At 35.8% G+C, this 20,214-nt stretch carries 20 protein-coding genes; 6 read left to right on the top strand and 14 right to left on the bottom strand.

From position 1 onward, the window contains the following. Positions 1-14: 14 nt before the first annotated feature. The 7 genes from H6622_12130 to H6622_12100 all read right to left on the bottom strand — a co-directional run bounded on the left by H6622_12130 (position 15) and on the right by H6622_12100 (position 8,812). A complete protein-coding gene (locus H6622_12130; protein MCB9062259.1) occupies positions 15-2,015 on the bottom strand; it encodes a hypothetical protein in 2,001 nt (666 codons plus the stop codon). Positions 2,016-2,338: 323 nt separating this feature from the next. After that, a complete protein-coding gene (locus H6622_12125) occupies positions 2,339-3,484 on the bottom strand; it encodes an ISNCY family transposase (protein ID MCB9062258.1) in 1,146 nt (381 codons plus the stop codon). Between the two features lie 562 nt (positions 3,485-4,046). Next, complete coding sequence (locus H6622_12120) at positions 4,047-4,697, bottom strand: class I SAM-dependent methyltransferase (protein MCB9062257.1); 651 nt, start codon at positions 4,695-4,697, stop codon at positions 4,047-4,049. After that, the gene (gene acs, locus H6622_12115) at positions 4,694-6,574 is read right to left on the bottom strand and encodes an acetate--CoA ligase (protein MCB9062256.1); all 1,881 of its coding nucleotides are present in this window, start codon (positions 6,572-6,574) and stop codon (positions 4,694-4,696) included. Before acs ends, H6622_12120 begins: the two co-directional genes overlap by 4 nt. Positions 6,575-6,647: 73 nt before the next feature. Then, entirely contained in the window at positions 6,648-7,943 is a 1,296-nt protein-coding gene (locus H6622_12110) for an MATE family efflux transporter (protein MCB9062255.1), read from the bottom strand. Beyond that, positions 7,940-8,293, bottom strand: coding sequence for a SirB2 family protein (locus tag H6622_12105; GenBank protein MCB9062254.1), 354 nt, complete (start codon positions 8,291-8,293; stop codon positions 7,940-7,942). Before H6622_12105 ends, H6622_12110 begins: the two co-directional genes overlap by 4 nt. A 24-nt stretch (positions 8,294-8,317) precedes the next feature. Next, a complete protein-coding gene (locus H6622_12100) occupies positions 8,318-8,812 on the bottom strand; it encodes an ion transporter (GenBank protein ID MCB9062253.1) in 495 nt (164 codons plus the stop codon). Positions 8,813-8,875: 63 nt separating this feature from the next. Between H6622_12100 and H6622_12095 the strand changes: the two genes are divergently transcribed. Continuing rightward, positions 8,876-9,634 carry a hypothetical protein gene (locus H6622_12095; protein MCB9062252.1) on the top strand — a complete coding sequence of 253 codons (759 nt, stop codon included), beginning with the start codon at positions 8,876-8,878 and terminating at the stop codon, positions 9,632-9,634. An 8-nt stretch (positions 9,635-9,642) separates the two neighbouring features. On the opposite strand, the gene H6622_12090 is transcribed toward H6622_12095, so the two are convergent. Next, positions 9,643-12,546 (bottom strand): hypothetical protein, encoded by a 2,904-nt coding sequence (locus H6622_12090; protein MCB9062251.1) that lies wholly within the window; start codon positions 12,544-12,546, stop codon positions 9,643-9,645. A gap of 124 nt (positions 12,547-12,670) precedes the next feature. Here H6622_12090 and H6622_12085 point away from each other — a divergent pair, with 124 nt between their 5' ends. Genes H6622_12085 through H6622_12070 form a run of 4 tightly spaced genes read left to right on the top strand, consistent with a single transcriptional unit; the run spans position 12,671 to position 14,044 of the window. Beyond that, entirely contained in the window at positions 12,671-13,093 is a 423-nt protein-coding gene (locus H6622_12085; GenBank protein ID MCB9062250.1) for a hypothetical protein, read from the top strand. A 2-nt stretch (positions 13,094-13,095) separates the two neighbouring features. Further along, positions 13,096-13,320, top strand: a complete 225-nt coding sequence (locus tag H6622_12080) for a BolA family transcriptional regulator (protein MCB9062249.1) — start codon at positions 13,096-13,098, stop codon at positions 13,318-13,320. A gap of 11 nt (positions 13,321-13,331) precedes the next feature. Continuing rightward, on the top strand, positions 13,332-13,709 hold the full coding sequence (gene grxD / locus H6622_12075; protein MCB9062248.1) for a Grx4 family monothiol glutaredoxin: 378 nt from the start codon (positions 13,332-13,334) through the stop codon (positions 13,707-13,709). Beyond that, positions 13,709-14,044 (top strand): hypothetical protein, encoded by a 336-nt coding sequence (locus H6622_12070; protein ID MCB9062247.1) that lies wholly within the window; start codon positions 13,709-13,711, stop codon positions 14,042-14,044. The genes grxD and H6622_12070 overlap by 1 nt, the downstream gene beginning before the upstream one ends. Before the next feature lie 3 nt (positions 14,045-14,047). Here the strand turns inward: H6622_12070 and tnpB are convergent, their stop codons facing one another. The 6 genes from tnpB to H6622_12040 all read right to left on the bottom strand — a co-directional run bounded on the left by tnpB (position 14,048) and on the right by H6622_12040 (position 19,132). Continuing rightward, positions 14,048-15,289 carry an IS200/IS605 family element transposase accessory protein TnpB gene (gene tnpB, locus H6622_12065; GenBank protein MCB9062246.1) on the bottom strand — a complete coding sequence of 414 codons (1,242 nt, stop codon included), beginning with the start codon at positions 15,287-15,289 and terminating at the stop codon, positions 14,048-14,050. 17 nt (positions 15,290-15,306) lie between these two features. Next, complete coding sequence (locus tag H6622_12060; GenBank protein ID MCB9062245.1) at positions 15,307-15,900, bottom strand: IS607 family transposase; 594 nt, start codon at positions 15,898-15,900, stop codon at positions 15,307-15,309. A 194-nt stretch (positions 15,901-16,094) separates the two neighbouring features. Further along, complete coding sequence (locus H6622_12055) at positions 16,095-16,958, bottom strand: chemotaxis protein CheX (GenBank protein MCB9062244.1); 864 nt, start codon at positions 16,956-16,958, stop codon at positions 16,095-16,097. A gap of 22 nt (positions 16,959-16,980) precedes the next feature. Further along, the gene (locus H6622_12050) at positions 16,981-17,325 is read right to left on the bottom strand and encodes a YebC/PmpR family DNA-binding transcriptional regulator (GenBank protein MCB9062243.1); all 345 of its coding nucleotides are present in this window, start codon (positions 17,323-17,325) and stop codon (positions 16,981-16,983) included. Between the two features lie 5 nt (positions 17,326-17,330). Beyond that, a complete protein-coding gene (locus H6622_12045; protein MCB9062242.1) occupies positions 17,331-17,729 on the bottom strand; it encodes a response regulator in 399 nt (132 codons plus the stop codon). 47 nt (positions 17,730-17,776) lie between these two features. Further along, positions 17,777-19,132: a hypothetical protein gene (locus H6622_12040; GenBank protein MCB9062241.1), complete on the bottom strand. Its 1,356-nt coding sequence runs from the start codon at positions 19,130-19,132 to the stop codon at positions 17,777-17,779. Between the two features lie 103 nt (positions 19,133-19,235). On the opposite strand from H6622_12040, the gene H6622_12035 reads away from it, so the two are divergent. Beyond that, positions 19,236-20,105 carry an aminotransferase class IV gene (locus H6622_12035; protein ID MCB9062240.1) on the top strand — a complete coding sequence of 290 codons (870 nt, stop codon included), beginning with the start codon at positions 19,236-19,238 and terminating at the stop codon, positions 20,103-20,105. Positions 20,106-20,214: the final 109 nt, after the last annotated feature.

Genomic DNA, 20,214 nt, shown 5'->3' with positions numbered 1-20,214 from the left:
AGTATATAGGGGGGTCAGTAAGACGGAATATAAAGACTTGGAGCGCTTGGAGTTGAAATATCTACGACCACTAGTCCATTGTAATCATCTGCCACATAGGCATAATTACCGTCACTTGATAAGCTGACTTCATAGGCATTACCATCAGTGTTATAAGAGCCAGTAAGACTTGGAGCGCTTGGAATTGAAATATCGACAACCACTAGTCCATTGAAGCCATCTGCCACATAGGCATAATTGCCGTCACTTGATAAGCTCACCCCATAGGCATTACCAGCGGTGTCATAGGAGCCCGCAAGACTTGGAGCGCTTGGAGTTGAAATATCGACAACCACTAGTCCATTGAAGCCATCTGCCACATAGGCATAATTACCGTCACTTGATAAGCTGACTCCCCAGGCAAACCCAGCAGTATCATAAGAGCCAGCAAGACTTGGAGCGCTTGGAGTTGAAATATCGACAACCACTAGTCCATTGGAATTATCTGCCACATAGGCATAATTACCGTCACTTGATAAGCTCACTCCTAAGGCAGATCCAGCGGTGTCATAGGAGCCCGCAAGACTTGGAGCGCTTGGAGTTGAAATATCGACAACCACTAGTCCATTGGAGCCATCTGCCACATAGGCATAATTACCGTCACTTGATAAGCTGACTCCATAGGAAAACCCAGCAGTATCATAAGAGCCAACAAGACTTGGAGCGCTTGGAGTTGAAATATCGACAACCACTAATCCATTTGAGTAATCTGCCACATAGGCATAATTACCGTCACTTGATAAGCTGACTCCTCTGGCAAACCCAGCAGTGTCATAAGAGCCAGCAAGACTTGGAGCGCTTGGAGTTGAAATATCGACAACCACTAGTCCATTGGAATTATCTGCCACATAGGCATAATTACCGTCACTTGATAAGCTCACTCCTAAGGCAGATCCAGCGGTGTCATAGGAGCCCGCAAGACTTGGAGCGCTTGGAGTTGAAATATCGACAACCACTAGTCCATTGGAATTATCTGCCACATAGGCATAATTACCGTCACTTGATAAGCTCACTCCTAAGGCAGATCCAGCGGTGTCATAGGAGCCCGCAAGACTTGGAGCGCTTGGAGTTGAAATATCGACAACCACTAATCCATTGGAGCTATCTGCCACATAGGCATAATTGCCGTCACTTGATAAGCTGACTCCATAGGAAAACCCAGCAGTATCATAAGAGCCAACAAGACTTGGAGCGCTTGGAGTTGAAATATCGACAACCACTAATCCATTTGAGTAATCTGCCACATAGGCATAATTACCGTCACTTGATAAGCTGACTCCCCAGGCATTCCCAGCTGTGTCATAGGAGCCCGCAAGACTTGGAGCGCTTGGAGTTGAAATATCTACAACCACTAATCCATTGGAGCTATCTGCCACATAGGCATAATTACCGTCACTTGATAAGCTGACTCCCCAGGCAAACCCAGCAGTATCATAAGAGCCAACAAGACTTGGAGCGCTTGGAGTTGAAATATCTACAACCACTAATCCATTGGAGCTATCTGCCACATAGGCATAATTACCGTCACTTGATAAGCTGACTCCAAAGGCATTCCCTGCAGTATCATAAGAGCCAGCAAGACTTGGAGCGCTTGGAGTTGAAATATCTACAACCACTAGTCCATTGGAATTATCTGCCACATAGGCATAATTACCGTCACTTGATAAGCTGACTCCCCAGGCATTCCCAGCTGTGTCATACCTTCCAACAAGAGAGATGTTTGAGAAATCTGAAACATCATAGATTTCAAGACCTTTATAACTTTTTGCTATATAGGCGTAACTGTTTCGAACAACTACATCCAGTGCTGGTCCACCAAAACCATTCCAGGAGCCAACAAGATTTGAGGAAGTGATAGATGTTCCAATGTCTGTTTTTGATTTAACATTTAATCGAATGTTGATCCTTCCCTTACCACAAGAAACAGTGAACAAAAGAAAAATAATAATAGAGAAGTTTAACCTACGTGCAGCCATGGAAATATTATACTCGAACTAAAATAACTCGAGAATGTTGACACATAATTACTCTAACTATTTAATTTTATTGACGCGCTTGGATATCTTAGGAAAAACCAGTTGTGTATTTTTTCTGGCACTATCCACTAAGTACTTGTAACTACCTGAGAAAAATGTCCTATTTGATGTTAAGCGATTTTGACCAACACCTGCTTAATGTAATTAGTTTTACGGACAGATTTCCATAAATTGTAACCTTTTTAAATCTTTTTTTAGTTTCCTCATATTTACTTCCCCTTACAAACTACTTTTTAAGGTAATTTGACCCTATTATTTTTTCATCATGCGACCCTTTTTAAATCCTCAAAACATTCATAGGCCAGTTTCACTCCATTTAATAAAAACATTTCCAACTTTCCATCTCTGTATCGCCTAATCTCCACTGTTTTTCCAATAAGTGAATGGCCATTTTCCCTTGAGACAAGGTATTTATGGCCTTCAAAACTTAATATTTCCCCTTCACCTATTTTTCTATGATCTCTAATCGTCAAAACTTCATTGAGATCTATTAGTTCTTCAAGTTTTCTATAAGCTGGTCTTTGATCTTTTGCAGATACTGAGAACTTCAGGTTGTAGGCAGTGATAAACTCTTCTAAGTACCTATTTGCAGCTTCAATATTCTTTATCCCTCTAAGCCTAATTTCTGAACAAAGCCTGTCCTGAAGGGTTTTAAATAGCCTCTCAATCCGTCCTTTCGCTTGAGGACTGTTGGCCTGAATAGAGATAATTCCAAGCTCGTTCATGGCCCTATTCATATTTGTAAAACCCTGTCTTTTCCCGCCACCATAAATTCCGGCCTTATCAGAATAAAGCATTTGGAAGACACCATATTTATTAATTATTTGTTCCACCACATCCATCGCTGCAAAAGTTGTCTCTGTAGGAGTAAATTTCGCAGCTAAAATCTTTCCAGTGGCATCATCAATGGCAGCAGTCAGACAAAAAGGTGAACAGTCATGAATCCAGCGATGAGGGCTTCCATCAATTTGAACCATTAACCCTTCTTTCTCATAACGCTTTCTTCTAGGGTGAGATTTTCTTTTTGCTTTTTTCTGGTAGGGAATAATCAGGCCCTCTTGTAGTAAAAGGTTTCTAATAGTGGTGTAAGTAGGGATGCTGTCAAATTCATGAGAATTATTTTCGCGTAGTTTTTCAATAAAGTGAACGAGATTAAGGCCGTTATATCTTCCAAGATAAAGTTGAATAATTTTATTGGATACTTTCATTGATGTTTTATTGTGAGGTATTCGACCTTTATTACCATGTATTAGAGAAGCAACACCTTGTTCTCTAAACCCTTTCACAAGCCTCCTAAACTGTCTTTCACCAATTTCTAAAGCACAGCAAGCATCTTCAGATCGAAGTTCACCGTTAAGATACTGAGAGATAATATCTATCCTAATCTGTTGTTTTGTTTTAAAATTCATAAGACCGACCTCCTTGTTGGTATTTGATTGTTTTTTTGTTTAATCAAATAATACCAACATTGCAGGTGGTCGGTCTTTTTCGCTTACTAAATAATGCGTGACATCTTTGAGTAGTATCTACACACTATCCACTAAGCACTGTGAATGATGAGCAATTATGTCACTTTGGGTTAGAGGGTAAAATGTCATGCGCAGTGCTCTCAAGGACATTATTCCCTATGATAGTTTTTCGTCTATTTTTACATTTTCATTAATTCTATTTTCCTTTTTATATCTGATAGTTATAGTTTTCAATTATTAATGTAAAATGTCACTCTTTAGAGGCCTTTTCGTGCTCTAGGAAGTAATAGCTTTCTGACCCCCTATATACTCCGGACAATTTCCTCGTATTCGGCGAGTACTTGTTCCTTTAACTCTGATGAATATTTCTGTTTTGGCATAATTCCTCCAGACTAATTGATTGTAGCACTTAGCTATTAAAATGTTGTCCAGAATGAGGGGGTTGGACTGGAAAAAGTGGCCTTCCGTTGGATATAAAAAAGAGAATGCGTCGACTTTAGTTTTAAAATCTAAATAACAAGTCAGTTAGGTCAGTATCTAATTCATTGAAAAATTCTTTACTCTCCAAAATCCTTGCAGATACGAATGTAAAATGAGTACTCAAAAGTTTGTAGTATTTTGTTTTTGATCTTCTAATTGCATAGTGGTCATGAAATTCACATTCATCTTTTTGTCTATCTAGCTCCTTATCAGTTGGGACTGAAAGATAAAGATATTTAAAACGCTTTGCAAGAACAGGAACAATTTTTTCTATTTTATCAGTTTCAATATATTGTAAGACAGAGGTACAAATTCCTAAATCAAAAACTTTTTTCTCGTCCTTACTCTTGCACCAAGTATATAAATCACTCTGAGATAATGATACTTTCATACCATCTACAATTTTTAGTTGTTTTTGTTTGAGCTCCTTGAAAGCGTAGTTTGATGGCTCAATGGCCTTCACTTCATAGGGAACAAATTCTTTCACAAAAGATGCTAATAAAAAACCAAGTCCTGCTCCAAGATCCATCATAGAGTTGATATGGATCATCTCAATATCAAAAAAGTTTTTTGCATATCGAGCGTGCTCTTTTGCATTGGCAATTCCATCCATCTCAGATGGATTTGAATAGTTATGTTCCCAATAAGAATCTGAAAACAAATCTTGTCTCAAGAAAGAAGCTCCTCAACAACTTCTGGATTTAGAAGTGTAGAAATATCACCTAAATCTTTAGTGTCCCCTGCTGCGACTTTTCTTAGAATTCTTCTCATGATCTTTCCAGATCTAGTTTTAGGTAGTGCTGAGACGACTTTAATTTCATCAGGTCTAGCTATTGCGCCAATCATTTCTGTGACAATACTATTAACTTCTTTTTTCAACTGATTTGATTCCATAGGTTCAGAAAGTATTACATAGGCAAAGATCCCTTGTCCTTTGATATCGTGAGGAAAACCAACCACCGCGGCCTCAACTACTTTTGGATGTTGATCGATAGCATCTTCAACTTCAGCAGTTCCAATACGATGTCCTGATACATTGATCACGTCATCCACTCTTCCGGTAATTCTATAAAAACCTTCTTCATCTCTTTTGGCCCCGTCACCAGTGAAATAGAGCCCTTCATAGGTAGAAAAATAAGTTTCCTTATATCTTTGAGGATTGCCCCAAATTGTTCTGGCCATACCTGGCCAGGGTTTTTTAATACACAGTATACCTTGAGCTTGTGTTTGCGAAATTTCTTCACCTTCATGCGTGAATAAACCTGGTTGAACTCCAGGCAGTGGCAGTGTTGCATGGCCTGGTTTGAGTTTTGTAATACCAGCAAGTGGAGAAATCATTATTCCTCCTGTTTCAGTTTGCCACCAAGTATCTACTATTGGACATTTTTTATTTCCTACGTGTACGTTGTACCATTCCCAGGCCTCTTCGTTAATTGGCTCTCCTACTGATCCTAAAACTTTTAGACTAGATAAATCATATTTTTTCACAAAATCTAATTCACATGCCTGGAGGGCCCTAATGGCCGTAGGTGCTGTATAAAAATGAGTGACCTTCAGATCTTCTACTACTTGCCAAAATCTTCCGGCATCGGGATAAGTTGGTACTCCTTCAAACATAACAGTTGTATTGGCATTTAATAATGGTGCGTATGTTAAATAGGTGTGGCCAGTAATCCATCCAATATCTGCCGTACACCAGAATATATCATCTTCATCCATTTGAAAGACATTTTTAAAAGTTTCACCGGCCCAAACCATATATCCACCAGTAGTGTGTAAAAGCCCCTTAGGAGTTCCGGTTGAGCCTGAGGTATATAGAATAAAAAGAGGATCTTCGGATTCAATCTGTGTGGCCTCAAATTCTTTAGATGCATTATCCAATAGGCCATTAAGAATTTCATCGCGTCCAGGACTCATAAAAATTTCGTTATTTGCTCTTTTGTGAACGAGAACAGTTTCCACAGCGGGACAATGCTTGAGAGCTTCATCTGCAATTTCTTTGAGGTGAATGACTTTGTTTCCTCTGAGACCACCATCACTAGTCACTAATATTTTTGCTTTACAATCATTGAGTCGTCCGGCCAAAGAAACAGCAGAAAATCCCCCAAAAACGACTGAATGAATGGCCCCAATACGCGTACAGGCCAAAATTCCAATTAATAGCTCAGGTGTCATTCCCATATAAAAACAAACTCTGTCTCCCTTTTGAACTCCTTTGGATATTAAGACATTTGCAAACTGACAGACTTTTTCATGAAGTTGTTTGAAAGTAAAATGTTCATTTTCAGAGTTTAATTCATTAGAAACAAAAATGAGTGCTGTTTTATTGCCATTTTTTTTGAGATGTCTATCGAGACAATTATAAGAAAGATTTGTGGTTGCACCATCGAACCATTTTACGTTTTGTTCTTTGAAGTTACCTGTTAAAACAGTATTCCATTTTTGAAACCAATGGTAGTTTGAAGCGACTTCTCCCCAGTATGCATCGGTGTATTCGATTGATTGGAGATATTGATTTTCATAATCTGCAAAATTTGAAATTTTATTCATAAAAACCCCATAAATATATAATTTGCTTAGCATCCCAAATTGGATGGATCGAGTCAAGTTGCACAATCATCAATTAGGATGAAATTTTTCTTAAGAACTGTCCACCACTTGTGAGTCTATAGAAATTTAATGCACAATGAGCGAACCAAAGGATGGCCAAAGATTTTTGAGTTTGTGCTGCATAGATCAGCGGAATAAATATAAAAACAAAGCCGATGAACATATGTTTTCTTAAATATGAAAAGCCTTCAGCTCCGAAAATAATTCCATCGAGAACAAAAGCTAGGGCATTATGGATTTGACTTAGAGCAAGAATCAAACAGAGATCTTTCAATAGTTCAATAACTTTTGGGTCTTTTGTAAAAAGCAAACTGAAATACTTTAATCCAAATAAATAACTAATTAAAAAAAGAATTCCAATTCCTAGACCTATAACGAGTAATTTTTTTGCAACGTACAGAAATATATCATAGCGTTTATGGGCGAAATGGCCGGCCCCTACTACATTTCCAGTGATAGCAACTCCATCAATGAAAAATGAAGAAAGCAACCACAATTGAGTCATAACTTGATGAGCGGCCAATTCGAGGACTCCAATGCTAGCGGCAACACGTGTTCCTATCAGAAAGGCACTTGTTAAAAAAAAGCTTCGTCCAAACATTGACCATGAGTTTTTGCCAAAAGTGAATATTTCTTCTTTTGAGTGAAATGGCCCAAAAATTCCTGCACGAATTTGAGGATTACTGAGAAGGTAAAGAAAACAGATGAGTGCCCCGATAATATGAGAGACGACTGTCCCGAACGCAACTCCCTTAAGTCCAAAGTTAAAGGCGTAAAGTGCCATATATGAAATAATCACATTGAGTAAGGTTGTAAAGATAACAATCCAAAATGAGAGTGTGACTCTTTCCATGCCTCTTAGTATCGATAACAAGGTTATATAGAGAATGATAAAGACTTGTCCGATTAATCGTGTGTGAAAGTATTCATCGACATTAGAATACAAGGAGGGATCCGTACCGAGAAGTTGGTAAAATTCTAGTTTGAAAAAATAGAGAATTGCTGAAATTGTAATTCCTATTGTTATCGCTATGATGCATGATAACTTAACTTTGCTTCCAAACTCTTGCCAATTATCTTTTGAACGAGAAACGGCAACAGTTTGAGTAGAGGCGTGAACTAAGAAATTAAATATCCATGTAATTGAACTAAATATCACTGTTCCAACGGCCAGTGCCGCTAACCAGGAAGTTTCAATATGCCCAACAAGGGCAGTATCGACTACTGAGGCCAACGGCTCAAGCATTGATGAAAAAATGGAAGGAAGAGAGAAAACAATTAAAAATTTATAGGTATAATCTTTTTTCATGGTTTGTAGATTGCAATAACAATCGCTGCGATACCAATTAAAATAAAGACAAGACTCATTTTTTCTCTATTTGTTTTCATTCTTTTAATGGCAATAGGCCCACCGATGACAATTAGTCCCCATGCCACAAATTTACCTATAACCCAAGTTGGGAAACCTTCCCCATGTTTTATTCCAATTCTGGCCAGAAGTCCCATTCCTGCAACGAGAATGAGAAAAGACATTAGGCCATTTAATATTTTGTGTTTGACTTGAACTTCTCCAGCAGGAGTACTTAGAGAGACAGCAAGAGATGCAAAGACGCCGATAATGGCAACGATGTGGATGATTTTATAAATTTCATAGCTCATTTTGTTTTCCTTTTCTAAGGTCAACTATTTACGTCGCTTATTTACAATTTCTTCTAGTTCTGCAATTAGTCTTCTAAGTTGATCAACTTCAGTGTGAATTGCTTTTTCTTCCTCTTGAAATTCTTTTCGTGTAGTTCCCAGAGTTTTTCCAAGTCCTTTAACTTTTTCTTGTATTCCCTCAACTTTTCTACCTAGTATTGCATTAGAAAAAAGTGCAGTAAACGTCACAAATAATCCTGTCCCTAGCAACATCATTAATATGCCCTGAATTCGACCAATAGTCGTCACAGGAACGATATCTCCATACCCTACAGTTGTGATAGTTGTAAAGGACCACCATACGGCGTCTAAAAAAGAATCAATCATATAGTTCTCTTCATATTCAAGAAAATAAAATATGGCCGCATTGAGAATTATAAAAAGATTGGCCGAAACGGTTAGACCGATGAATTCAGGGCCCTTTAATAACTCCCAAAGCCTTTTAAATAAGATAAAATGTAATTCTGTTTTTTTTGTCATGGATTCCGTCTCATAATTACAAAAAATATTTTTATTTACTTGGTAATGATATAGAATGGAATCATGTTTGAACACCCATATCAGAAAAAAGACAAGGTATATCGCGGCGCATTTAATTACTACAAAGGCACAAATCTTTATTGTGAAGAAACTTATGATGTCTATAAGAACAAGAAAGAATCATCCATTCATTATTTTTCTGAAATTATCGCCAGGGTTGCAACTGGAGAGCTATTAAAGGTGGGTGTTGCTTATTCTGTTAATAAGGATTTTATACCGACAAAAGTTATCATCAAAAAAATGCTTGGCCAGGAGAAAACAGAAGAGGTTTATCGTTTCGACGATAAAATAAACGTTATCAAGTACAAGTTTGAATCTACAAAAGAAAAAAAGCGTGTAGAAATCCCTACAGGTCCTAGGTTTCATATTTCCACTCCGACAACTGTTACGTCACTTGCTTTTTTTCTAACTAAAAAATTTGATCAAACTCAAAAAAACACATATCAATCTTTTTTCTGTGATAATCATTGGAAATATGTTGGGCCTCCTTATACAAAGACAATATCCTTACAAAGAGTGAGTATGACCAATGAGAAGATAACGGTTAATGGTGCTGATTTAGTTGCTGTTCACTACAAAATCCAAGAGGATAGTCAATACTCAATGTCGCCCAATTCTAAGGGTGAGTTTCAGAAAATCAAAGAAATTGATGCATATATGAGCAAGCATATTGCCATACCTTATATTCTAGAATCAGTGGATGACGGAGTGAGAATAGAAGTTAAGTACTTTAACGATCTTAATCCTGATAGTGATTTTTAAAAATTATATTAATGAATGTCTAAAAATTTTCTCACACCATCACAAGCATCGACCAAGTTCGTTCGATGAATTTCATAGGGATTCATTAAGTCTTTAAGCTGGCCTAAAGTTTTGCCTTTCCATTTTTTTATTCGAGAATCCACAACAATGACTCCACCATGGTCTTTTTCTGTTCTTAGTAATCTGCCAAGTTTTTGATGTAACGAGCGTGTTCGATGAGCAAGATAATAATCGTTAAATTCATTACCAATGTTTTTTTCGTAGTAGTCTCTTCTGTCTTGAATAACTTTATCCATTGGTAAGTCTGGTATTTTATCGATAAAAACAAATTGCAAAGAATCTCCTGGAATATCAATTCCTTCTCCAAATGTTTCCATCCCTAACAATACACCATTTCCTGCTTCTTTGAATTCCTGAACTATATTTTCTCCCATTCCTTGAATAAACAGCGGGAGTTTTCCTTCTAATTGCTTTAATAATATTTCTCGGGCCAATTCAAATCTGGCCTTTGCTGAAAAAAGTAAAAGTGATCTTCCTCCAAGATCTAAAATAAGTGAGATAACAGGCCTAAGTGCAGTTTCGACAAAATGATGATCATACAAAGCAGGTGTATCATCACAGAGGAAAACGCGAGTCTTTTCTTTGTAGTCATAAACAGGAGGGAGATATAGTCCGCTTTTAAATCTTTTTTCAGGGCCCAGATATAAATATCCTGTGGACCATTCAATTCCTTTTGCTCCATGGTTACCTAACATATTGCCTAATGTTGCTGAAGTAAAAACTACTGAAGAGGAAGTCGAAAGAAGTTGATCATGTAGAACTCTACCTATGTCTATTGGAGCTGTGACAAGCTCATATCCAAATTTATCATGAAATCTCAAAGACCGAGAATATTCACCTATAAGTGATTCTGATTTATCTAGGGAACTTTCAATCGCAGTGATCAAATCAGTGAGTACTCCCATAAAAAAATCAAATCTTGTCAATGCTGTAATCTGATTGTCTATGTTTAGTGATTTCATTTCAAAACGAGAATGATGTGGTAAAAAAAGCGTATATAATTCATTTAATAGAAATTGGATGCTCTCAAGTGCTCCAATAATTGAAAGTGCTAAGTTATTATTTGCAGCTTCCTTTTTTATCATTGGAAGTTCATTCCAATAGAGTTCAGAATAACGTGGGGTGGCCTTAAAAAATTGTTCAAATAAATTGGGTAAAAAATCAATTTGATCTTTAAGCATCTCATAAATTTTTCGACTCTCATTTCGAAGATGATTGATGGTTTCAGTACTAGTGCCAACTGATTCTTCATTTTGAGCTAATAAATAATAAAGTGAACCGAGTCCCTGAGAGTTTAGTAAGGAATTAGCGAAGTGTTCAAAATGGATTTGAGTAAAAACAAAAGTGAAAGACCTCGTTGCATCGTTTTCAATTTTATGGGCCTCATCCACTACGATATGAGAAGGTCTGGGAAACCCCCTGGGCCATTGAAACATCAGCGCGTGATTACCAATAATAATATCTGAATCCTTGGCCTTTTTAAGAGAATTCAAATAGGAGCAACTTCGAGCAAATGGACATTTATGACCGGAGCAGGCCCTAAAATCAACTGCAATATTTTCTTCAATAATATCAAGTTCTTGATTTTTCTTTTTAAGTACATATGGAAGGGCCCCTTTAATAATATATTCTTCGTCTTCAACATTAGAATTATGAAAGAAAACCATTTCAAAAAAAGCTTTCGCAAATCTTTGTTCAAAATCTAAATTGGGCAGGAGTAATCCTACACTATCTTTATTTTCATCATGAAACATAAGTTCACAGTAGTGATTATTGGAACCTACTAGCCGAGTCACTTTGATGTCATTGTCTGTCAATCCCAATATTTTTTTTACAATTGGTACATCTTTTTTCATGGCCTGTTGTTGCAGAGTTTTGGTACCAGTGGCCACTAGAACTTGTTTATCTTCAGCTAAAGAAAAAAGCATTGATGGAACTAAATATCCCATCGTTTTTCCTGTACCGGTTGGGGCCTGAACTAATGAGTGAACATTGTTTTTAAAACTTTGTCCTACTTTTAATGCAAGATCTTCTTGTGTTTTTCGATATTTGTACTGAGGTAGAATTGTACGAATTTGTTCTTCGTTTTGTAATGCTTGTTTAACATGTTCGCCAGAAAAACCATGTTCCATGGAAATATTCACATCAATAACTTCTTCAATATTGCTTGTGAGTTCAAATGCTTTTTTTACTGCTTCTTCTGAATCAAAACCAATTGTCTCAGCAATTTCAAGAGTTTCACAATCGGTAAGTTTAAAAAATCTAGCATACCACCATTCATCCAACTGATATTTCAATATAAGTGAATCTAGATAAGATTTTTTTTTCTTATCTTTCTCAATAAGACCTTTTGCAACAATTAATACTTTTAAAAGATCAACAGAGTCTTCGTATCCCCTATGAATTTCCTTATCTGCCAGCCCCCATTTCACAATAAATTTTTCCAGTTTCAAACTTTCAGAATCAGGAAAAAGAAGTCCTAAAAAATTTAATGAATCTGCATAAATTTCTCTTTGAGTACCATCTTCAATTGCATCAAAACTTTTTTCTAAAAAACTTTTTTCAAAATCACTGTTATGGGCGAGTAAAGTGTGTCCATAGAGTTCACAAACCTCATTTTCAACCTCTTTCCACTTAGGAGCATTTTTGAGTATACTTGAGGATATACCTGTTAGTTTTTGAATAAACTGACTAAGTTCCCCTTCTCTATAAACTAAAGACTGATATGAACGAACAAGCTTTGTTCCTTCAAATTGCAAAAACCCAACGTCTATGATGGTGTCATATGATGGGTCAATCCCGCTGGTTTCAATATCAATAACCGCCCAACGTCCTAAAGAAGATTTAGTCATAATTCCTCGCAAAATCCTTACGGACTTTAAATGATATGTGCGTCAATTGCACAAATGATTGAAGTCCCTGTATTTTTGGCCTAATGTAGGGGAAATTTCAACATGTAATGTGAAAAGGAATAAAATGAATTCAATAATGCTATTTGGGATGAATATTGACACCGCTATCCTTTTTCAAATTCAATCCACTTTTATACTTATTTTAATGTATTTGGGAGTCATAAAACTTTTGATATCCAAATCAAATAGACAACTACACATAAAAATCATGTCAACGGCCATGATTTGGGACGTCCTTTTGATTCTACAAATAGAGCTAAACCGTGGGGCAATTAACAAAGCTTCTAAAGCAGTAGAGAATCCGCTTATACTCAATATTCACGTTATACTTGCCCTGCTAAGTGTCTTATGCTACATCGCAATGACGATAACAGGAAAAAAGATTTTAAATGGAAAGAGTACATTTTTAAGAAGACATCGTCTTTTAGGCCGTGTCACAATACTACTCAGAACCATGACATATATCACTAGTTTTTTTGCGAGTTAATTATGGAATTTCAGAAAGTAAAAAATTTAATCACTGCACAATTGCCAGATGCCGAAGTTGAAATTACTGATTTGACAGGAACATCAGATCATTTGGGGCTTCAAGTTAAAAGTTCTGCCTTTGCTGGCAAAATGTTACTGGAACAACATCGTATGGTTATGAATATTTTAAAAGAAAGCTTTAAAAATGAACTACACGCTGTGCAGATAAAAACAATGACTAAATAGAGGAGAAAAATATGAATGATCAAAGTCCTTTTAATATCATTTCTGAAAAAGGTGAAAATATAACAGAATCATCTCAAGCTAAGGCAAGTGATTTAAATAGCAGAATTGAAGGTCTAATCAATTCAAGTGATGTTTTTCTTTTTATGAAAGGAAATCCTGATTTCCCGCAATGTGGTTTTTCTGCAAATGCAGTTGGTATTTTAAATCAGGTTGGAGTTCAATTTAAGAGCTTTGATATTTTAAGTGATCCAGAAATCAGACAAGGTGTAAAAGACTTTGCCAACTGGCCCACATACCCACAACTTTGGTACAAGGGACAGCTTATCGGTGGAAATGACATTATGATGGAAATGTATCATTCTGGAGAATTAGAAAAAGTTTTAAAATAGTGAAAATCGTCTTTCAACAGACTTTAATATTTTCCTTCTTGGCCGCACTAACCACCAATGTTTGTGTGGCCTTGGGTATCTTTTTAAACTTAGAAGGTTTTTTACATTTAGCAAACTTTGCGAGTTTTTCATTTTTTAGTTTCACTACTTTTTGTGTTTTTTTAATTCCTACTTTTATGGGAATATCCCTCATAAAGGTATTTAGAAAAAGTTCAAATTTTCAATTAATGGCAATACTTATTTCTTTGATCTTTGGACTTGGTTCAAAGTTTATTTATTTTAATATTAATTATGCCCATATCAAATCCATTCAATTTCCACTTACCGCTGAATGAAACCTACCCAAAACTACTCACGTAATTCTGGTGTTCATTTCCTAGTTCATCGATGCTGGTTTTATCTTTAGATAGTTTCCAAAGATCAATTGCCGTCATCTCCTTAGGCGTAAATTCCGAGGCAGCTCCCCGTATTCTATGATTAACAAAACTTTCTAAGTTAATTGCCGCGTTTAAATCTCTGTCAATATCCAATCCACAGTGGGAACACTTATACCTTCTGTCTTTAAGCTTCAAGTCATTCTTGATCTTGCCACATCGGCCACACTTTTTTGAGCTTGGATAAAATCTATCCGCCACAAAAAGGACATTGTCGTTAAGAGCTGATTTGTATTTCAATTGTCTTCTCAACTCATAAAAACCTAGATCACTGATTGCTCGGGCAAGCTTGTGGTTTTTAAGCATCCCTTTTACATTCAGATCTTCTATGGCAATCTTTTTGTAGTTTTGAGTCAGAAAGTGAGTGATTTTATGCAGATTGTCTTTTCTAGTATTTGCAATTTTTAAATGTGTTTTTTCTACTTTAAGTTTTTGTTTGTGGTAATTACTGGAATTGAATGTTTTTTTAGCGAGTTTTCTTTGCTGTCTTTTGAGAACTCTTAAATTTTGTTTGAGTGGTTTGGGTGCACTTACTTTAATATTGTCGGAAGTATGAATGAGTGAGTTGACTCCTAGATCTACTCCAACTGAATTGTCTTTGAGTTTATTTTTTATATTCACTTCTGTATCAACTTGAATCGACACAAACCACCTATTTGCTTTTCTGGAAAAAGTGGCGGAGCGTATCTTGCCTTTAAACCTAAGTTCTTCTTTGAGTCTGACAAAACCAAGATTAGGCACCCAGACCTTTTTGTTTTTCACCTTAATTTGATCTCCGCCAATGTAAAAAGAATCGCGAGAAACATTTTTCTTTTTAAATTTTGGTTTGTGAGCTAATCCTTTAAAGAAGCGACTGTAGGCGTGATTGAGTTGAATAAAAGGCTGTTGGCACACGTACTTTGAAACTTCTCCAACCCAAGGATAGTCTTGCTTCTTAATGGCGTTAAATTCTTTTTTTAGCATCAACCCATTAATAGAGTCTCTATCATCTTTGGGAAGATTTTGATTAAAAAGATAATACTCATTCCAACTTGCCAATGCCCAGTTCCATGTAAAACGAGCAATACCACTTGCTTTTTTAAAGTAAGTCACCTGCTTGTTTGTTGGTTTAAGTTCAATTTTATGTGCTAATGCATACATACGCATAACTTACGTCTACATCTCTAAGCAGTCAATACCTTTTTATTTTGATGAGACCTCTTTCCATACAGTCTTGCACTAAAGACTGTGATCATCTCTAAAACATCAAAGGCGAGAATTTGTTCATCACTTAAATTTTTCTTCTCTTCTAGAATCTCTATCTCTACACCAAAAAAGTGACAAATTTGAAAGATAAGTTCACTTCCAAAACGCAGCAGTCTATCCTTGTGAGTCAAAATTATTTTTGAAAGTTGTCCTGACAAAATCAGCTTGAGTAATCTTTTTAGGCCTTTCTTTTTATAGTTCATCCCGGAACCTAAATCGTTGATAACTTCATAAGAATGAAAGTGAATTGAGCAGTACTTATCTAAACGATCAACTTGCCTTTGTAGATCTTCTTTTTGATCATGTGAAGACACACGAGCATAGGCCACAACTTTTTTAGACATGTTGTTGATGGCCTCTCCAATAAACTCTTTGATTTTTGTCACAGAGTAACGCCTATGTCCTCCAGCAGTTTTGTGATCGCAACAGAACTTAGAAGATCTCTCCCACCTTCTTAAAGTTGTGACAGAAACACCCATCATTATACTGGCCTTACCTATTGAAATAAACATACGAACCTCCTGATTACTTATTTTAGCAGGAGGAAAAATTTATAAGATTTTAAATAATTAACAAGGCATATGAACAGGTTTGAATAGGTTTTTAATCAACAGCTGAAACCCAAATGCTTTTGTTTTACATTATTTACCACTCACAATTGTTCTGACTATTTATAATCTTTTTATGGCCCCAAAAATTCAAAAGATTAGATAAGATTAGGTGCAATTTGAATATAGAATTCTCCAATTGAAGAAGTGTACGGGACAACAATTATGGGATGCCCTGATTTTATAATTTTATCTAGTGACAAAGAGGGAATGGCCATTTTTAAATCATATCCCTCTTGATTCAGAAGGACCTTGCACTTTCCGTAGGTGATGTTTGCAAGTTCTGAGGCAAAATCTTTGTTATCATCATTAATTTCCTCAGATTGTTCACCCATTATATTGCCATAAAGATTCAAATAAGTACTTTTAGGAAATGAAATATAAAAAGAACCTTTAAAAGAATGTGAAGTAATTGAGAGTTTTCCTGAAATTTCAACTTCCATAGAGTCTGCAATAGAATCTAAAAAAACAGGAGCACTATGAGCAATATCTTTGACCATACCCATTTCTTCAATAACACTTTTTGCGGCGTCAACGACAACTTTCATGAACTTTGGATCAACACTAAATATAGTTCCACTAACTTTTTCCTGTGCTGAGTTATTGGGAAAAAGATAGTCAATAATAAGCTGTGAAATCTCACTGGCCGGTGTTGGCATATTTATAAGTTGCAAATCATTTATTTCTACTGCATCAACTATATCTTGAAGAGTAGAAAAATCATGAGGGGCAAAAAAAACAGCACTATCAGAGTTTCCTGAACTTAGAAGAGTAGATCTTAAAACAACTTTCAAATCTCTTATAGGTAGAGAATCATCGACTAAAAATGCCTGAAGACTGTCTTTACTAATGGCCTCAACAATATCGGCCCTAAAGCTGCTAAACCTGACCTTTAGATCCTTATAATTGGACAGAAGGGCCTTGATCTCACTCCTCCACTCTTGATTTCTTGTAATTACCATCAAAGTCTTTTTCAAATTACACCTAATTCATATATGCTTCATTAAACCCAAGATTATGGTAAACCTTTTGTACATCATCGTCATCTTCTAAAAGATCTACAAATTTCAAAATTTTTTCAAATCTTTCTTTTATTGTAATAGGAATTCTTAGAAGAGCGACTTGCCTGGCCTCAAAAGATAATTCAGAGTGTTTAGTTTGAATTACTCTGAAGTCTTTCATCTGTGCTGTAATAATAACAAGTCCACTATCAAATACAACTTCTTCGGCAGCAGCTTCATACATCTCGATGGTGAAATTATTTTCATTTATTCCCTTAGAATCGATGATAAATATTCCTTTTCGATCAAAAATAAATTTTAAAAAAATTCAACCTATGAAGCCTTGGCGCTATGGAATGATTCAATATCTTTTTCTATTTCTGAGATGAGATCATCCAGATCAAATGGTTTAGAAAAAAACTTACGCGCTCCTGCATTAATGGCCTCTTGTACTGAAATATCGGCCTGGCCAGAAACAAAAAAGAATAGTGGTCTAGATTCTTCGGGCATTGTTTTGACATGCTCTAGAATAAAAAATCCATTACCATTTGGCATTTTGTAATCAGAAACGATCACATCAACTTTTTCTTTTTTCAATATTTCAATAGCGTCGTTTCCACAACATGCTGAGAGGGTTTTATAACCAGCAAAATCAAATTCCTCTTCCATAAGTTCAAGAATATCTGGTTCATCGTCTGCTAGAAGTATGACAGTCTCGCCTTTATTAATCATTTAATTACCCTCTTCTGATTAAATTATGCTATCTTGTCGACACTTTTTTAGCTTACTTTAGTTCTTCTTTTTGACAAAGTTAAATAAGCTTTACCAAGTATGAGAATACTTAAGATTCCGTATATAAAATACTGAAATTTTATAAAATAATAGGCAATCCATGCAAATGACCTGATAAAAAGGGATAGGCGTGGAGAGGAATGGATGTAAGAAGTGTAGTTAGGGGCCGTATTGTAGTAAAACTCGACAAAACTTTTTCCCAAAGAATAATTGAGTAAAACATTATCTCTAAAATCCCTAAAAAAATTAATGACTTTGTGATCTCTTCCAAATCCGGCCGTTAAAAGATAGCATTGTTTTTCTTTGAGTAATGTTTCAATATCCTTAGGGGTACCACATATGCCATCAGCGACAAGGTTAGAAAGATAGAATTTATTAACCTGAATAAGTGATAAGCAGTACGTGGTATCATTGACCAAAGGATTGGCCTGATCAATATACTTATAAGCAATCTCTCCATTTGGAGTATAAGGAAGGACATCAGCGACTTGAGTGGTTCCTCCTGAGGTTACCGTTGCGCCAAATGTACCAGCAGAAATTGATGAACCTGCACTATCCACAAGTAGATATGTGTCGAGAGGGTAGCTATACTCTGCAGTAGAAGAAATATCTGTGTAGAGTCTATTATCACCTGGTTCAGCTTCATTATTTAGAAACTTAGTTGTCACTCCGTCATTATTAATATTACTGATAACGAATTTAAAGTGTAAACCACCTGTTCCAATTGTATCTGTTAAAGTGACACTCCCTTTTTCTTTTAAGTAGAGGTACGCCCTTAACTCGGTGGCATAATTGTCAGTACTAAGATTGTCACAAGGACTTGCGGTATGTTCGTTACATAAGTCTTGCAAACTGAATATAAAACTAACTTGCCGATCAGTTAAGCCTTTTGAAATAGTACCGGATGTTGAGTAAGTTGTGTCGTAATTAAAAATCTCTAAACTCGTATCAGTATCACTTTCATAGAGCCCACCATACACAGTAAATTCATCGTCTGTTTCATTTTCGGTAGTAGCTAAGAAAGTCAATTTAATACTTATATTGGCCAGGTCATAGTCGTCATTTCCGGCACTACTATCTGCTTTAATAAAGTTAAGCTTGTTAATTGTACCATCTGTGACAGGAACATAAACAACGATTGGGTCTGTTGCGGAAGATCCTGAATTTGTGCTAAGTGTATCAACATACAGGCCAATGTCAAAATTTGCGGCACCTTTATTATATCCCACAGATATAGTTGGATTGCCATCTGAGTCATCTTCTAACTCTAATAAAAGTGTGGCGTATACTTGACCAGAAAAAAGGAGAAAAATAAGTAGTGCTAATTTAAACATTTTATTCATGTCGTCATTGTATGTCTCAACAAAGTAAAAGTCATCATACGGATGTAAAAACTTGGCAAAAAAAAGAACTTCGACTAAAAATCCTACACTAATTGGAGATGATATGAAAACTAATGAACATGTAGTATCTATAAACAAAGTTCTTTTTGATTTACGCAAAGGTGAAGACGCCAAGATTTCTGTATTTGACAGGGGTTTACTATTTGGAGATTCAGTTTATGAAGTTACTAGAACTTATAGAAAAATCCCATTTTTATTTGAAGAACATTTAGATCGACTATGGAGATCTGCTGAACAAATTTATATGCCCATTCAATATTCTCGCCAAGAAATCTATGATGAGTGTCAAAAATTAATTGATTCATTTGATAATCAAGAAGTCTATTTGCGAATTATGGTTACTCGTGGAGAGGGAGCAATTGGATTAGATCCAGATTTGGCCGGAACTAATAACCTTATTATTTTTGCTCGGATTCAAGAAGAAAATCCAAAATGGTGGTATGAAAAAGGTGTGAATATGGCCATTACAGATATTATTCGAAATCCAAAGAAAGCGACTGACCCAAATATTAAATCAGGAAATTATCTTAACAATATGTTGGCATATATTAAGGCCAAGAAAAAAGGCGCTTTTGATGCAATTATGCTTAATAATGAGGGTCTTGTAACAGAAGGAACAACCAGTAATATCTGGATGGTTAAACAAGGAAAGCTCTTCACTCCTCCTGTTGGAGTTGGAATTTTGGAAGGAATAACTAGAAAAAAAGTTCTTGAAATTTGCAAGGAAAATAAAATAGAGGCCATCGAAAAGAATTTTCATAAAGATGAGCTAATAGCGGCAGATGAGGCCTTTCTCACAAGTTCAACTAAGGAAATAGTTCCAATAACTCAAGTTGATGCTGTAAATATTAAGGATGGTGTGCCTGGTAAATTAACTATGCGATTAATGGATTTATACCGCCAACTATTATAGTCGAAAAAATCTATAATTATATTTATTAAATCTTTAGGTTTATATACTAACTATTTAGTATTATTTCATTTTAAAGTTTTAGCATTTATCTCCGATTATTTCTGTCAAA

This window comes from Halobacteriovoraceae bacterium (genome assembly GCA_020635115.1).
GTDB lineage: Bacteria > Bdellovibrionota > Bacteriovoracia > Bacteriovoracales > Bacteriovoracaceae > JACKAK01.
The sequence above is the reverse complement of the archived record's forward strand: the minus strand, read 5'-3'. Positions and strand labels throughout refer to the sequence as shown.

Bases quoted from the DNA above. Each gene is read 5' to 3' on its own strand.
- H6622_12095 (MCB9062252.1), top strand. From the start codon at position 8,876: ATGTTTGAACACCCATATCAGAAAAAAGACAAGGTATATCGCGGCGCA.
- H6622_12110 (MCB9062255.1), bottom strand. From the start codon at position 7,943: ATGAAAAAAGATTATACCTATAAATTTTTAATTGTTTTCTCTCTTCCT.
- H6622_12125 (MCB9062258.1), bottom strand. From the start codon at position 3,484: ATGAATTTTAAAACAAAACAACAGATTAGGATAGATATTATCTCTCAG.
- tnpB (MCB9062246.1), bottom strand. From the start codon at position 15,289: ATGCGTATGTATGCATTAGCACATAAAATTGAACTTAAACCAACAAAC.
- acs (MCB9062256.1), bottom strand. From the start codon at position 6,574: ATGAATAAAATTTCAAATTTTGCAGATTATGAAAATCAATATCTCCAA.
- H6622_12080 (MCB9062249.1), top strand. From the start codon at position 13,096: ATGGAATTTCAGAAAGTAAAAAATTTAATCACTGCACAATTGCCAGAT.
- H6622_12105 (MCB9062254.1), bottom strand. From the start codon at position 8,293: ATGAGCTATGAAATTTATAAAATCATCCACATCGTTGCCATTATCGGC.
- H6622_12060 (MCB9062245.1), bottom strand. From the start codon at position 15,900: ATGTTTATTTCAATAGGTAAGGCCAGTATAATGATGGGTGTTTCTGTC.
- H6622_12045 (MCB9062242.1), bottom strand. From the start codon at position 17,729: ATGATTAATAAAGGCGAGACTGTCATACTTCTAGCAGACGATGAACCA.
- H6622_12100 (MCB9062253.1), bottom strand. From the start codon at position 8,812: ATGACAAAAAAAACAGAATTACATTTTATCTTATTTAAAAGGCTTTGG.
- H6622_12130 (MCB9062259.1), bottom strand. From the start codon at position 2,015: ATGGCTGCACGTAGGTTAAACTTCTCTATTATTATTTTTCTTTTGTTC.
- H6622_12055 (MCB9062244.1), bottom strand. From the start codon at position 16,958: ATGGTAATTACAAGAAATCAAGAGTGGAGGAGTGAGATCAAGGCCCTT.
- H6622_12040 (MCB9062241.1), bottom strand. From the start codon at position 19,132: ATGAATAAAATGTTTAAATTAGCACTACTTATTTTTCTCCTTTTTTCT.
- H6622_12035 (MCB9062240.1), top strand. From the start codon at position 19,236: ATGAAAACTAATGAACATGTAGTATCTATAAACAAAGTTCTTTTTGAT.
- H6622_12090 (MCB9062251.1), bottom strand. From the start codon at position 12,546: ATGACTAAATCTTCTTTAGGACGTTGGGCGGTTATTGATATTGAAACC.
- grxD (MCB9062248.1), top strand. From the start codon at position 13,332: ATGAATGATCAAAGTCCTTTTAATATCATTTCTGAAAAAGGTGAAAAT.
- H6622_12085 (MCB9062250.1), top strand. From the start codon at position 12,671: ATGAATTCAATAATGCTATTTGGGATGAATATTGACACCGCTATCCTT.